This is a genomic window from Rugamonas aquatica (assembly GCF_009380215.1).
Taxonomy (GTDB): Bacteria; Pseudomonadota; Gammaproteobacteria; order Burkholderiales; family Burkholderiaceae_D; genus Rugamonas; species Rugamonas aquatica_B.
On the sequence record NZ_WHUG01000003.1, the window covers coordinates 638,626 to 651,312 of the forward strand.

Genomic DNA, 12,687 nt, shown 5'->3' on the forward strand with positions numbered 1-12,687 from the left:
ATGAGCAATCTTCTCCCTTACGCTTTCGCCCGCGACTTCGTGGTGCTGGCGCAGCAGAGCGACGAAGCCGAACACACGGTGGACGTGCTGGTCTGCGGCGCCACCGCGCCGGCCGCCATCGCTGAAGTGTCGCGCCGTTTCGGCCGCATCCAGCTGAAAAGCATGCCGCGCGCCGACCTGGAAACCGCCATCGCCGCGGCCTACGCCAGCTCGGGCGGCAACGCCTCGATGGTGGCCGAGGAATTCGACGCCGACCTCGATCTGACCAAGCTGCTGCAGGACGTGCCGGCCATCGAAGACTTGCTGGAATCGTCCGACGATGCGCCGGTGATCCGCATGATTAATGCGCTGCTGACGCAGGCGCTGCGCGACAGCGCTTCCGACATCCACATCGAACCGTTCGAACAGACTTCGGTGGTGCGCTTCCGCGTCGACGGTTCGCTGCGCGACGTGGTCCGTCCGCGCAAGGCCATCCACGGTTCGCTGATCTCGCGTATCAAGATCATGGCGCAGCTGGACATCGCCGAGAAGCGCCTGCCGCAGGACGGCCGCATTACGCTGCGCATCGGCGGCAAGCCGGTCGACGTGCGCGTGTCGACGCTGCCGACCGGCCACGGCGAACGCGCGGTGCTGCGTCTGCTGGACAAGGAGGCGGGCCGGCTGGACCTGAACCACCTGGGCATGAGCGAGGCGATGCTGCCGCAGTTCGATGCGCTGATCAACCAGCCGCACGGCATCGTGCTGGTGACCGGGCCGACCGGCTCGGGCAAGACCACCACGCTGTACGCCGCGTTGTCGCTGCTGAACGCGGCCACCACCAACATCATGACGGTGGAAGACCCGATCGAGTACGACTTGAACGGCGTCGGCCAGACCCAGGTCAACCCGCGCATCGACATGACCTTCGCCAAGGCGCTGCGCGCCATCCTGCGTCAGGATCCGGACGTCATCATGATCGGCGAGATCCGCGACCTGGAAACCGCGCAGATCGCGGTGCAGGCTTCGCTGACCGGCCACCTGGTGCTGGCCACGCTGCACACCAACGATGCGGCGGCGGCGGTCACGCGGCTGCTGGACATGGGCATCGAACCATTCCTGCTGTCGTCGTCGCTGCTGGGCGTGCTGGCGCAGCGGCTGGTGCGCAAACTGTGCGGCAGCTGCAAGAGCTTCGACGGCCAGCAGTGGCACGCGGTCGGCTGCGAGCATTGCGGCCATACCGGCTACCAGGGCCGGGTCGGCGTCTACGAATTCCTGCAGACGACGGAGCAGATCCGCGCGCAGATCCACAACCGCGCTTCCGAGGCCGAAGTCAAGACGGCGGCGGTGGCGGGCGGCATGCAGACCATGCGCGAAGACGGCGAACGCTGGCTGGCGGCCGGCGTCACCACGCAGGCCGAACTGCTGCGCGTGACCAAAGACTAGGCGAACCACGATGCCCGCATTCCGTTATGAAGCCGTCGACGCCGGCGGCGCCACCAAGAAGGGCGTGCTCAATGCCGACAGCGCGCGTTCGGCCCGCTCCGAGCTGCGCACGCAAGGCCTGGTGCCGCTCAAGGTGGACGCCATCGCCGCGCAGGTCGACGCCGCCGGCGTGGCCAAGAGCCGCGGTTTCGGCGAGCGTTTATCCGCCACCGAACTGGCGCTGTTCACGCGCCAGCTGGCCAGCCTGCTGGAAGCGGGGCTGCCGCTGGAGCAGGCCTTCACCGCCTTGCTGGAACAGGCCGAGCGTCCGTACATGCGCGACCTGATCGCCTCGATCCGCTCCGAAGTGATAGGCGGCGCCGCGCTGTCCGACGTGCTGGGACGGCATCCGCGCGACTTCGCCGAGATCTACCGCGCGCTGGTGGCGTCGGGTGAGCAGATCGGCCAGCTGTCACGCGTGCTGTCGCGCCTTGCCGACTACATCGAGCGCCGCAACGCCTTGATCCAGAAGGTGCGGCTGGCCTTCACCTATCCGGCCATCGTGACGGTGGTGGCGTTCTCCATCGTGATCTTCCTGCTGACCTATGTGGTGCCGCAGATCGTCTCGGTGTTCGCCAACACCAAGCAGAAGCTACCGATCCTGACCATCGTCATGCTGGCGGTGTCGGACTTCGTGCGCAACTACGGCATCGTGGTGGCGATCCTGCTGGTGGGCGCATGGTTCATGTGGCGCCGGGCGTTACAGAACCCAGTGCTCAAGCGCCGCTGGCACACCTGGCTGCTGACCGCGCCGCTGTATGGAAAATTCGAACGCAGCCTGAACACGGCGCGCTTCGCCAGCACGCTGGCGATCACCACCGGTTCCGGCGTGCCGATCCTGCGCGCGCTGGAGACCAGCCGCGATACGCTGTCCAACGTCGCCATGCAGGAGCTGGTGGAAGAGGCCAGCGACGCTGTGCGCGAGGGCGTCAGCCTGGCGCGTTCGCTGTCGGCGCAAAAGCATTTCCCGCCGATGCTGATCCACATGATCCGCGCCGGCGAAATCACCGGCGAGCTGCCGGCCATGCTGGACCGCGCCGCCGCCGCGCAGGAAGCCGACCTGGAACGCCGCACGCTGACCATCGCCGGCCTGCTGGAACCGGCGCTGATCCTGGCGATGGGCGTGGTGGTGCTGCTGATCGTGCTGGCGGTGCTGATGCCTATCATCGAAATTAATCAGCTGGTACGCTGACAGAGGAAGCAAGAGAATCATGAAGCGTTTGCCATTAGTCGTTACCGTTCTTGCCGTGGTGCTGTTGTCGGCGTCGCTGGCTTACTGGGGGCTGCAGTTGTTCAAGCCGCAGCAGCGCGCCATCGCCGCGCCGCCGCTGCAGGTCGCCGCGCCCTTGAACATCGAGGCCGCCAAAGGCCTGTTCGGCGGCCAGATCACCGTCGCCGCCGTCAGCAACTACCAGCTCAGGGGCGTGATCGCCGCGCGCGGCGAAGACAGCGCCGCCATCATCGTGGTCGACGGCCAGCCGCCGCTGGCGCTGGGCGTGGGCCGCGAGGTGGTGCCGGGCGTGACCGTCAAGGAAGTGCATGCCAAGTATGTGGTGTTGTCCGAGGGCGGTGCGCTCAAGCGCGTGGAGCTGGCCGCCGATACCGGCGCCAGCGCCGCGCCGCCGCCATCGCTGCTGCCCGGCGCTCCGGGCCAGCAGCCGTTGCCGCAGATCGCGCCGCCGCAGGCGCCGCCTTCGCAGCCGCCACCGCCGCAGCAACCGCCGCAGCGGTCCAGCGTTTCGTCCACCACCATTGCTCCCGGTCCCGGTTCCGACCGTACACAATAGGACATCCCCATGGTCATTCCCCGTACCCTGGCCGCAGCTTTTTGCTGCGGTTTTTTGTTGGCGGCCGCAATCGGCCTGCCTGCCGCCGCGCAAACCCCCACATCCACCGCCACCTCGGTCGCGCCGGACGCCTCCATCAAGCCGCGGCCCAAGGTCGCGCTGGTGCTGTCCGGCGGCGGCGCGCGCGGCTTCGCCCATATCGGCGTGCTGCGCGCCTTGCAGGAGCTGCGCGTGCCGGTCGACTTCGTGGTCGGCACCAGCATGGGCAGCGTGGTCGGCGGCGCCTATGCTGCCGGCAGTTCGGTCGAACAGCTTGAGCAGCTGGTGCGCCGCACCGACTGGAACTCCGTGGTGGCGGATCGTCCACCGCGCGATGAGCTGGTGTATCGCCGCCGCGAAGAGGATTTGCTGCTGCCGTCGCGTATCGAGTTCGGCGCCAAGCTCGATGGCATCTCGCTGCCGCCTGCCGCCGCCGGCAACGAGGCGCTGGAGCTGGCGCTGACCCGCGTGCTGCCGCACGGCGCGCGCGACAAGCCGGTCAATCTGCTGCAGCTGCCGTTCCGCTCGGTGGCCTCGGACCTGGTGACGGGCGAGCTGGTGGAACTGAACGATACGCCGCTGTTCCTGGCGATGCGCGCCTCGCTGGCGGTGCCGGGCGTGTTCGCGCCGGTGCGGGTCAATCAGCGCTTGCTGGTGGACGGTGGCCTGGTGCGCAACCTGCCGGTCGACGTGGCGCGCGAAATGGGCGCGGACATCATCATCGCCGTCAACGTCGGCACGCCGCTGGCGCAGGAGAAGGAACTGATCAGCGCGGTCAGCGTGGCGCAGCAGATGCTGCAGATCCTGACCGAACAGAACGTGCAGCGCTCGCTCAAGGAGCTGCGCCCCAGCGACGTGCTGCTGGCGCCCGACCTGGGCGGCATCGGCTTCCTCGATTTCGCCCGCCACGACCACGCGATGAAGGCCGGCGAGGCGGCGGTGCGCTCGATGAGCGCGCAGCTGGTCAAGCTGGCGTTGCCGGAGGCGCAGTATGCGGCGTATGAAGTCAAGCGCCTGTCGGCGCCGGTGGGCATAGACCAGCCGGTGCGGCTGGCCAAGCTGGAGGTGGCGCCGAGCGGCCGCATCAATCCGAAGGAACTGGAAGTGCAGTCCGGGCTGCAGGTCGGGCAGCTGGTCACGAACGAACAGGCGCAGGCGGCCGGCAACCAGCTGTTCGGCCGCGGCGACCTGGCGCGGGTGGAAACCGAAGTCCATGACGACAAGGATGGCCGCAGCGTGCTCATCAAGCCGACCGAGGCCGACTGGGCGCGCAGCCGCCTGCGCGTGGGCCTGGAGCTGACCAGCGATTTCACCGAGAACAATGCGTTCGAGCTGAAGGTGATGCATGTGCTGTCGTCGCTGAACGACTGGGGCGCCGAGCTGCGCACCATCGGCCGCGTCGGCACCGAGCGCGCGCTGGGCGTGCAGTTCTGGCAGCCGCTGGGCGCGGGCTCGCAATGGTATGTGGCGCCGTCGCTGCAATACAATTCGGCGGCGGTCGATATCTTCAACCAGAGCGGCTTCCGCCAGGCGCGCTACGCCTACAACAGCCAGAGCGGCAGCGTGGCGCTGGGGCGCCAGCTGGGCCATTGGGGCGACATCCGCTACGGCGTGTCGCGCGAGAAGCAAGTCTTCCACCAGAGCATACCGGAAGACCGCACCGAGCTCAGCGAGATACAGACCGTGCAGCAGCTGAGCTTCAATATCGACAGCCTCGACACGGTGGCCTTTCCGACGCGCGGCACGCTGTTCTCGCTGGACTGGCAGCGCCTGATGCACAGCGGCTCCAGCGGCGCCGTGCCGACGCGCCAGAGCGTGCAGGGCTTGCAAGCCTTCCATGTGGACCGCTGGGCCGGCCATGTGTATGCGGAATGGTCGCGCAGCCAGGGCGGCGGATCGGCGAATAACCTGGGCGGCTTCCTGCGCCTGTCCGGTTCGACGCCGCAATCCATCATCGGCGACCGCACCCTGCTGGGACGGGTGGTGATGGCGCGCAGCATAGGCGCGATGCCGGCCGCGCTGGGCGGCGATGTGCGGCTGGGCTTTTCGCTGGAGGCGGGCGGCGCGTACAGCCCGACCAGCCCGTTGCGCTGGGGTTCGCTGCACCAGGCGGCCAGCGGCTTCTTCGCGGTCGATACGCGTTTCGGCCCGCTGTACCTGGGCGCCGGCACCACCAAGGGCGGCAACAGCAGCGCCTATCTGTTCCTCGGTCCTATCTGGTAGCAGGCGGTGCAGGCGGCGCGCGGCGCAGCGCGGTGAAGGCGGCAAATTCCCACGAGCGGAAGCCGACCAGCAGCGTGAAGCCGTCGCGCTCGTGCGGCGCCAGCTTGCGGTCGCTCTGGTGCAGCCGCGCCAGTTCGCCGGCCAGTTGCTGGATGCGGCCCACCAGTTCCTCGGCGCTGGGCAGCGACAGCCGCGCGGGCAGGCACAGCAGCGTTTCGCCGGCGCCGTCGAAGCTGCCGCCGAAATAATCGTGCACCGCGTGCTCGCGGAAGAATTGCTGCACCGGGCCGTCCGGCAGCCAGCGGAAGGCGTTCGACACGCGCAGGCGGTAGCGGTTCATCGGCTTGAGTTCGATCACGCCCAGCCGGTCCAGCTCGGCCAGCAGCAGGATGCATTCGGGTTCGGTCAGGTTGTAGGTTTCCAGCACCTGCTCCAGCGTCCAGTGGCCCAGGCAGCAGATCGCCATCAGCAGCAGGTGGGGCTGCGCCAGCAGCGATTTTTCCTGCGTCAGCGTCAGCGCGTCCGCCTGCGGCGTGGCGTCGGCCGCGCCGCGCAGCACATCCTCCATCGCCACCCCGGCCGCCTTGCAGATCTGCGCCAGCCGCGACAGCGACATATCCTGCTGGCCGAACATGCGCTTGACGCTCGATTCGCTCATGGCGATCCGTTCGGCCAGCATTTTGTAGGTGACGCCGGCGGCCCGCATCTGGGTCCGCAAGACTTGCAGCAGCAATTCCGGTGAGCTCATACCCTGCCTAGCTAAAAAAACAAAAGGTATCGTAACACGGTACCGGATGGCGTGAAAAGCAGAGCCTGGAATAATCGGGTGGTACATCGGGCGGAAGTGGGGGACACTGCGGGCACGCTGTCCCTCGCAGCAGGGATGGCACCGGATAACCCTAGAGCGGGCGCCACTACCGGCGCCCGCTGACGGTTATTTTTCCTCCGGGTCCGGCTTCAGGCTGATCTTGGCCAGCAGGCGCTTGGCCGCCTGGCGGTCGACCGACTGCGGCTTGGCATGCGGACCGGCGCCACCGGCGCGCGCCTTGGCCGCCAGCGCCACCGGATTGCGCGGCGGTTTCTGCGATGGTTCGACGCGCATCGTCATCTTCTGCCGCGTCGCCAGTGCCTTGTTTGCCATGCCCCGGCCTCCTTACAACACGTAGCGCGACAGGTCTTCGTTGACCGCCAGCGCATCGAGCCGCGCGTTCACGTAGGCCGCGTCGATGGTGATGACCTTGCCGCTGTCTTCGCTGGCCGTGAAGGACAGTTCTTCCAGCAGCTTTTCCATCACCGTGTACAGGCGGCGGGCGCCGATGTTCTCGGTGCGCTCGTTGACCGAGTAGGCGATTTCCGCCAGCCGCGTGATGCCTTCCGGCGCGAACGCGATGGTGACGTTCTCGGTCGCCAGCAAGGCTTCGTACTGCTTGGTCAGACAGGCGTCGGTGCTGGTCAGAATGCGCTCGAAATCGGCGATCGACAGCGATTCCAGTTCAACCCGGATCGGGAAGCGGCCCTGCAGCTCGGGGATCAGGTCCGACGGCTTGGCCAGGTGGAAGGCGCCCGAGGCGATGAACAGGATGTGGTCGGTCTTGATCATGCCGTACTTGGTGTTGACGGTCGTGCCCTCGACCAGCGGCAGCAGGTCGCGCTGCACGCCGGCGCGCGAAACGTCGGCGCCGCCCACTTCCGAGCGCGAGGCGATCTTGTCGATCTCGTCGAGGAAGACGATGCCGTTCTGCTCGACGTTCTGGATGGCTTTCTGTTTCATCTCGTCGTCGTTGACCAGCTTGGCGGCCTCCTCGTCGATCAGCACCTTCATCGCTTCCTTGATCTTGACCTTGCGCGCCTTCTTGCGGCTGCCGCCGATGCCGGAGAACATGGACTTGATCTGCTCGGTCATTTCCTCCATGCCGGGCGGGGCCATGATTTCCATCTGCGGGCCGTTCTCGGCCAGCTCGATCTCGATTTCCTTGTCGTCCAGCTCGCCCTGGCGCAGGCGCTTGCGGAAGGTCTGGCGGGTGGTGTCGACTTCCTTCGGCGCATCCGACGGCGCGGCCTGGTGGAAGCCGAAGTCGCGCGCCGGCGGCAGCAGGATGTCGAGCACGCGGTCTTCGGCCGCATCCTCGGCGCGCGCGCGCACCTTGGCCATCTCGGCCGAGCGGGTCTGCTTGACGCCGATGTCGATCAGGTCGCGGATGATGGTGTCGACATCGCGGCCGACGTAGCCGACCTCGGTGAACTTGGTGGCTTCGATCTTGATGAAGGGCGCGTCGGCCAGCTTGGCCAGGCGGCGCGCGATCTCGGTCTTGCCGACGCCGGTGGGGCCTATCATCAGGATGTTTTTCGGCGTGATCTCGTGGCGCAGCGGCTCTTCCACCTGCTGGCGGCGCCAGCGGTTGCGCAGCGCGATGGCGACGGCCTTCTTGGCCTTGCCCTGGCCGACCACATGTTTGTCGAGCTCGCCGACGATTTCCTGCGGGGTCATATTCATGCTGGGTCCAGTGTCTCGATGATGTGGTTCAGATTGGTGTAGATGCACAACTCGCCGGCGATGGTCAGTGACTTTTTGACGATTTCCGACGGCGACAGTTCCGTATTTTCCACCAGCGCCTTGGCCGCCGACTGCGCGTAGGTGCCGCCGGAGCCGATGGCGCCGATGCCGTCTTCCGGCTCCAGCACGTCGCCGTTGCCGGTGATGACCAGCGTCGATTCGCTGTCGGCCACCAGCAGCATCGCCTCCAGGCGGCGCAGCACGCGGTCGGTGCGCCAGTCCTTGGCCAGCTCGACCGAGGCGCGCAGCAGGTTGCCCTGGTGTTTTTCCAGCTTGCCTTCGAAGCGGTCGAGCAGGGTGAAGGCGTCGGCGGTGCCGCCGGCGAAGCCGACCAGCACCTTGCCCTGATAAACCTTGCGCACCTTGCGGGCCGTGCCCTTCATGACGATATTGCCCAGCGTGACCTGGCCGTCGCCGCCCAGCGCGACTTGCTTGCCGCGACGTACGCACAGGATGGTGGTGCCGTGAAATTGTTCCATAGTTACCTCAAAGTAATGACGCGAACTGCTCAAGACTGAAAAATGGGGCTGGACCTGGAAATTACAAGTTTCAGTATTTGTGCGGGTAGATGCGGGCGATGTCGGCGTAGCCCAGCAGGCGCAGCAGCGCCGTCACCAGGTGGTTGACGTCGCGGAATTCGATCTTCTTGCCCAACTGTAGCAGGCTGGCGTGCAGCTGGTTGGCGCAGGCGTAGTCGATGCGCGTCAGGCGCGAGCAGTCGAACACCAGGGTCTGGTACTGATCTGCATAGTGCTGGATCTGGCCGAGTAAAGGGCCGAGCTGGCCTTCCAGTTGCGGCGGCAGCATGAAGCGGTCGGGCGCGGCCGATACCGACGCCGACGGCCGCTGCGCCGTGGCGGTGGCCACCTTGTGCGGCGCCACGAAAGAGGGCGGCGACACTTCGAAGGTGACGCAGTAGTCCATGCCGGTTTCCTCGAATTCCTTCTCGCGGTTCAGCAGTTGCAGCAGTTCCAGCAGCAGCAGCCACGGCGCCTCGGTATCGTCGCGGCGGCCGATGGCGATGCCGTCGCGTATCAGCGCGGCCAGGCCGTCGGCGCCCACCAGGATCAGCTCGCGCTGCTGGGCTTGCAGCTTGCGCAGGGTGTCGAGCAGCAGCGCGCAGCCGCCGGGCTCGACCGCCGTGACGCGGCTGAACTCCAGCCGCAGCAGCGGACTGTCGGCGGCGGCCAGGCGCAGGCGGTCCAGCTGGGCGGCGATGTGCGCATCCAGCGTGCCGGCGAAGGCTTCGGTCGGCGTCAGGCCGGCCCAGCCGGGCGAGGCGGCGGCCAGCGCGGCCGGCGCGTTCCACGGTGGCGGCGAGGTTTCGAAGGTGCTGGCGTAGTCGATCGACAGATTGTCGAAGCGGTCGCGCTGGCCATCGACCTGGTAGAGGTCGAACAACATCCACCAGACGGTGCGGTCGCCGTTGGCCTCGGCCAGGCTGGCGTTGAGCAACTGTTCGGCCACGGCGGCCTGGCCGTTGGCGTACAGGATGGCGATTTCTTCCACCACCGGCGCGGTTTCGGCGGCCACGGCCAGCTGCGGCAAGTCGTCGTCGCGCAGCAGCAGGGTGGTGGGGATGTCGGCCTGGGCCTGGGTGTCGGGGCCGCCGTCGGCGTGGGCGGCGGCTTTGGGTCTGGCGGGCCGGGCGGCGCGCTGGCTGCCCCAGGCCGGTTCGGGTTCGTTGAAAATGTCGAAGGTCATCGCCGATTCGATGGCGTCGATCTTCATCGCGGTGGCGCGGGCGATCTCGCGCTGGCGGGCTTGCTGTTGCTGGCGTTCGAGCTCGCTGTTGGCGGCCATCCGCGCGGCCTCGTCATCGTCGCCCGGGGCGGGCTGGGTGGTGGCCGGGGCGTCGGTCTTCTTGAAGATGGAGAACAGTCCCACGCTGATCCTCATGGTTTGCCGTAAAAAAAAGCACGCGGCTGCGTGCTTTTTTTAACGTCATCGCGAATTAATCGCCGTACAGTTTCTGCTTCAGTTCGCGGCGTTGCTGCGCTTCCAGCGACAGCGTCGCGGTCGGACGGGCGATCAGGCGTGGAATGCCGATCGGTTCGCCGGTTTCTTCGCACCAGCCGTAGTCGCCGCCGTCGATGGCAACGATCGATTGCTGGACCTTTTTCAGCAGCTTGCGCTCGCGGTCGCGGGTGCGCAGTTCCAGCGCGTGTTCTTCTTCGATGGTGGCGCGGTCGGCCGGGTCCGGCACCAGCACGGTTTCGCGCAGGTGTTCGGTGGTTTCGCCGGCATTTTTCAACAGCTCTTTTTCAAGCGCTTGCAGCTTGGCTTTGAAAAAGGCCATTTGCGCCGGATTCATATAATCCTTCTCATCCATCTTCAGAATTTCTTCTTCGGTCAGGATGCGCTCGGCGGCTGCGGGGGTCGATTTATTAGTTTTGGTCATAACTTCGCTTACCTTCGATACGACAGAGTTTTCAATTAATCAGCCCGGATTTCGTGGCTATTTAGCCATCCCCACAAAACCCGGATAGTTTATACCAGACATTGTTCTAAACCGCTAATAAAGATATCTTTCGGCAGATTTTTACCGATAAATACCATTTTGCTGCCTCGAACGTCGTTTTCTCCCCATTTGGCGCCCAGGTCGCTGCCCATGATCTGGTGCACGCCCTGGAACACGACCTTGCGGTCGGCGTCTTTCATGAACAATACGCCTTTGTAGCGCAGCATGCGAGGACCGTAGACATTCACCAGGCCGCCGAGGAACTCGTCGAGCTTGGCGGTGTCGAACGGGCGTGTACTTTTGAACACAAAAGCGGCGATATCGTCGCTGTGGTGGGCGTGGTGGTGGTTGTGGCCGTGTTCCTCGTGGTGGTGGCCATGGTCGTGATTGTGGCCGCAGTGCTCGTCATGCACGTGGTCGTCGTCGTGGGCCTGGTCGGTTTCCAGGAAATCCGGGTCCAGCTCCAGCTTGTCGTTCAGGTTGAAGCCCTTCAGGTCCAGCACCTCGGACAGCGGTGCGCGGCCGAAATCGGCCGTGCTGACCGGTGCGCGCGGGTTGATGCGCTTGAGGCGGGCGGTCAGCGTGGCGACGTCGTCGGCGCTGACCAGGTCGGTCTTGGACAGCAGCAGCTTGTCGGCGAAGCCGACCTGGCGCTGGGCTTCCTCGTGCTGGTCCAGCTGGTCCATGGCGTGGCGGGCATCCACCACCGTGACCACGGCGTCGAGCATGTAGTGAGTGCCCACTTCCTCGTCGACGAAGAAGGTCTGCGCCACTGGCCCGGGATTGGCCAGGCCGGTGGTCTCGATGACGACGCGGTCGAAGTGCAGTTCGCCGGCTTCGCGCTTCTGCGCCAGGCCGCTGAGGGCAACGATCAGGTCGCCGCGCACGGTGCAGCAGATGCAGCCGTTGTTCATTTCCACGATCTGTTCGCCGCTGTCCTGCACCAGGATTTCGTTGTCGATGTTTTCCTGGCCAAACTCGTTTTCGATGACGGCGATACGCATGCCATGCTGTTCCTGCAGGATGCGGTTCAGCAGGGTGGTTTTGCCGGCGCCGAGGAAGCCGGTGAGGATGGTGGTCGGTATCAGTGCCATGGTGCTTACCAGTCTGGTCTAGGAGGAAACCCTAGATGGGGATCAAATGCAGAAATGCAACCGGCCGATTATGCCGGAATTTGGCCCGGGCTAGCAATTCGTCCGATTGAGCAACGTCAGTACGGGTGTGCGTTACTTCACCTTGGCGCGCGGATGGGCCTTATCGTACACCTCGGCAAGATGCTGGAAGTCCAGCGCGGTGTAGACCTGGGTCGAGCTGATGCTGGAATGGCCCAGCATTTCCTGCACCGCCCGCAGGTCGCCGGACGATTGCAGCACGTGCGAGGCGAACGAGTGGCGCAGCATGTGCGGGTGCACATGCACCGGTGCGCCGTGGGCCGCGCCATGGGCCTGCAAACGCTGCTGGATGACCCGTGGCGAGACCCGCGTGCCGCGCGTGCTGAGGAACAGGGCGTTGCCGCCGTCGGCGGGCGCCGGCCGCACGGCGATCCAGGCCGCCAGCGCGTCGAGCGCGGCGGCGCCGACCGGCACCACGCGCTGCTTGTTGCCTTTGCCGGTGACGACCACTTCGCGGTTGTTCAGCGCCACCCAGCCGAGCGCGTCCTTGCCGGCGGTCAAGTCCAGTCCGGCCAGCTCGGAGACCCGCAGGCCGCTGGAATACAACAGTTCGAACATGGCGCGGTTGCACAGCTCGGCCGGCTCGGGGGCGGCGCCGGCCTGCGGCCGCGACGGCGCCACCAGCTGCACGGCGTCGTCCACCGACAGCGCGCGCGGCAGCGTCCTGGCGCGCTTGGGGGCGCGCACGCCCTGCACCGGGTTGGCCGCCAGCGCGGTCTGGCCGCCCAGCCAGTCGAAAAAGCCGCGCCAGCTGGACAGCTTGCGGGCGATCGAACGGGGATCGAGGGCGCGCGCGTGCAGCTTGGCAGTCAGGCGGCGGATGGTGAAATGGTCGAGCTGCTGCCAGTCCTGGCCGGCGGACAGCCCGGCCAATTCCTGCAGATCGCGCGCGTAGGCGCTGACGGTGTGGGGCGACAGCCGGCGCTGGTCGCGCAGCTGGGCCAGGTAGGCGTCGATCCAGGCCAGCTTGCGGTCGGGATCGGCGCTCAT

Annotated in this window: 12 protein-coding genes; 4 read left to right on the forward strand and 8 right to left on the reverse strand. The window is 66.3% G+C overall.

Annotation, left to right across the window (positions count from 1 at the left end):
* From gspE to GEV02_RS10960, 4 genes are read left to right on the forward strand one after another with little or no spacing between them, the layout of a single operon-like run.
* Complete coding sequence (gspE, locus tag GEV02_RS10945) at positions 1 to 1,422, forward strand: type II secretion system ATPase GspE (protein ID WP_152837994.1); 1,422 nt, start codon at positions 1 to 3, stop codon at positions 1,420 to 1,422.
* A 10-nt stretch (positions 1,423 to 1,432) separates the two neighbouring features.
* Positions 1,433 to 2,653 (forward strand): type II secretion system inner membrane protein GspF, encoded by a 1,221-nt coding sequence (gene gspF / locus GEV02_RS10950; protein WP_152837995.1) that lies wholly within the window; start codon positions 1,433 to 1,435, stop codon positions 2,651 to 2,653.
* A 19-nt stretch (positions 2,654 to 2,672) separates the two neighbouring features.
* The gene (locus GEV02_RS10955; RefSeq protein ID WP_152837996.1) at positions 2,673 to 3,248 is read left to right on the forward strand and encodes a type II secretion system protein N; all 576 of its coding nucleotides are present in this window, start codon (positions 2,673 to 2,675) and stop codon (positions 3,246 to 3,248) included.
* Positions 3,249 to 3,257: 9 nt separating this feature from the next.
* The gene (locus tag GEV02_RS10960; protein WP_152837997.1) at positions 3,258 to 5,510 is read left to right on the forward strand and encodes a patatin-like phospholipase family protein; all 2,253 of its coding nucleotides are present in this window, start codon (positions 3,258 to 3,260) and stop codon (positions 5,508 to 5,510) included.
* Here the strand turns inward: GEV02_RS10960 and GEV02_RS10965 are convergent.
* The 8 genes from GEV02_RS10965 to GEV02_RS11000 form a co-directional block, all read right to left on the reverse strand.
* The gene (locus tag GEV02_RS10965) at positions 5,500 to 6,258 is read right to left on the reverse strand and encodes a helix-turn-helix domain-containing protein (RefSeq protein ID WP_152837998.1); all 759 of its coding nucleotides are present in this window, start codon (positions 6,256 to 6,258) and stop codon (positions 5,500 to 5,502) included. The two genes, GEV02_RS10960 and GEV02_RS10965, sit on opposite strands and share 11 nt — an antisense overlap.
* Positions 6,259 to 6,444: 186 nt before the next feature.
* Entirely contained in the window at positions 6,445 to 6,651 is a 207-nt protein-coding gene (locus GEV02_RS10970; protein ID WP_152837999.1) for a hypothetical protein, read from the reverse strand.
* 12 nt (positions 6,652 to 6,663) lie between these two features.
* Positions 6,664 to 8,004 carry an ATP-dependent protease ATPase subunit HslU gene (hslU, locus tag GEV02_RS10975; RefSeq protein WP_174999051.1) on the reverse strand — a complete coding sequence of 447 codons (1,341 nt, stop codon included), beginning with the start codon at positions 8,002 to 8,004 and terminating at the stop codon, positions 6,664 to 6,666.
* Positions 8,001 to 8,543, reverse strand: a complete 543-nt coding sequence (gene hslV, locus GEV02_RS10980) for an ATP-dependent protease subunit HslV (protein ID WP_152838000.1) — start codon at positions 8,541 to 8,543, stop codon at positions 8,001 to 8,003. Before hslV ends, hslU begins: the two co-directional genes overlap by 4 nt.
* Positions 8,544 to 8,613: 70 nt before the next feature.
* Positions 8,614 to 9,963 carry an STAS domain-containing protein gene (locus tag GEV02_RS10985; protein ID WP_152838001.1) on the reverse strand — a complete coding sequence of 450 codons (1,350 nt, stop codon included), beginning with the start codon at positions 9,961 to 9,963 and terminating at the stop codon, positions 8,614 to 8,616.
* Positions 9,964 to 10,018: 55 nt separating this feature from the next.
* Complete coding sequence (gene dksA / locus GEV02_RS10990) at positions 10,019 to 10,465, reverse strand: RNA polymerase-binding protein DksA (RefSeq protein ID WP_152838002.1); 447 nt, start codon at positions 10,463 to 10,465, stop codon at positions 10,019 to 10,021.
* Between the two features lie 89 nt (positions 10,466 to 10,554).
* On the reverse strand, positions 10,555 to 11,619 hold the full coding sequence (locus tag GEV02_RS10995) for a CobW family GTP-binding protein (protein WP_152838003.1): 1,065 nt from the start codon (positions 11,617 to 11,619) through the stop codon (positions 10,555 to 10,557).
* A gap of 132 nt (positions 11,620 to 11,751) precedes the next feature.
* Complete coding sequence (locus GEV02_RS11000) at positions 11,752 to 12,687, reverse strand: tyrosine recombinase XerC (protein WP_152838004.1); 936 nt, start codon at positions 12,685 to 12,687, stop codon at positions 11,752 to 11,754.

Coding starts and splice junctions, on each gene's coding strand:
- gspE (WP_152837994.1), top strand. CDS start 1: ATGAGCAATCTTCTCCCTTACGCTTTCGCCCGCGACTTCGTGGTGCTG.
- gspF (WP_152837995.1), top strand. CDS start 1,433: ATGCCCGCATTCCGTTATGAAGCCGTCGACGCCGGCGGCGCCACCAAG.
- GEV02_RS10955 (WP_152837996.1), top strand. CDS start 2,673: ATGAAGCGTTTGCCATTAGTCGTTACCGTTCTTGCCGTGGTGCTGTTG.
- GEV02_RS10960 (WP_152837997.1), top strand. CDS start 3,258: ATGGTCATTCCCCGTACCCTGGCCGCAGCTTTTTGCTGCGGTTTTTTG.
- GEV02_RS10965 (WP_152837998.1), bottom strand. CDS start 6,258: ATGAGCTCACCGGAATTGCTGCTGCAAGTCTTGCGGACCCAGATGCGG.
- GEV02_RS10970 (WP_152837999.1), bottom strand. CDS start 6,651: ATGGCAAACAAGGCACTGGCGACGCGGCAGAAGATGACGATGCGCGTC.
- hslU (WP_174999051.1), bottom strand. CDS start 8,004: ATGAATATGACCCCGCAGGAAATCGTCGGCGAGCTCGACAAACATGTG.
- hslV (WP_152838000.1), bottom strand. CDS start 8,543: ATGGAACAATTTCACGGCACCACCATCCTGTGCGTACGTCGCGGCAAG.
- GEV02_RS10985 (WP_152838001.1), bottom strand. CDS start 9,963: ATGAGGATCAGCGTGGGACTGTTCTCCATCTTCAAGAAGACCGACGCC.
- dksA (WP_152838002.1), bottom strand. CDS start 10,465: ATGACCAAAACTAATAAATCGACCCCCGCAGCCGCCGAGCGCATCCTG.
- GEV02_RS10995 (WP_152838003.1), bottom strand. CDS start 11,619: ATGGCACTGATACCGACCACCATCCTCACCGGCTTCCTCGGCGCCGGC.
- GEV02_RS11000 (WP_152838004.1), bottom strand. CDS start 12,687: ATGAGCGCCGATCCCGACCGCAAGCTGGCCTGGATCGACGCCTACCTG.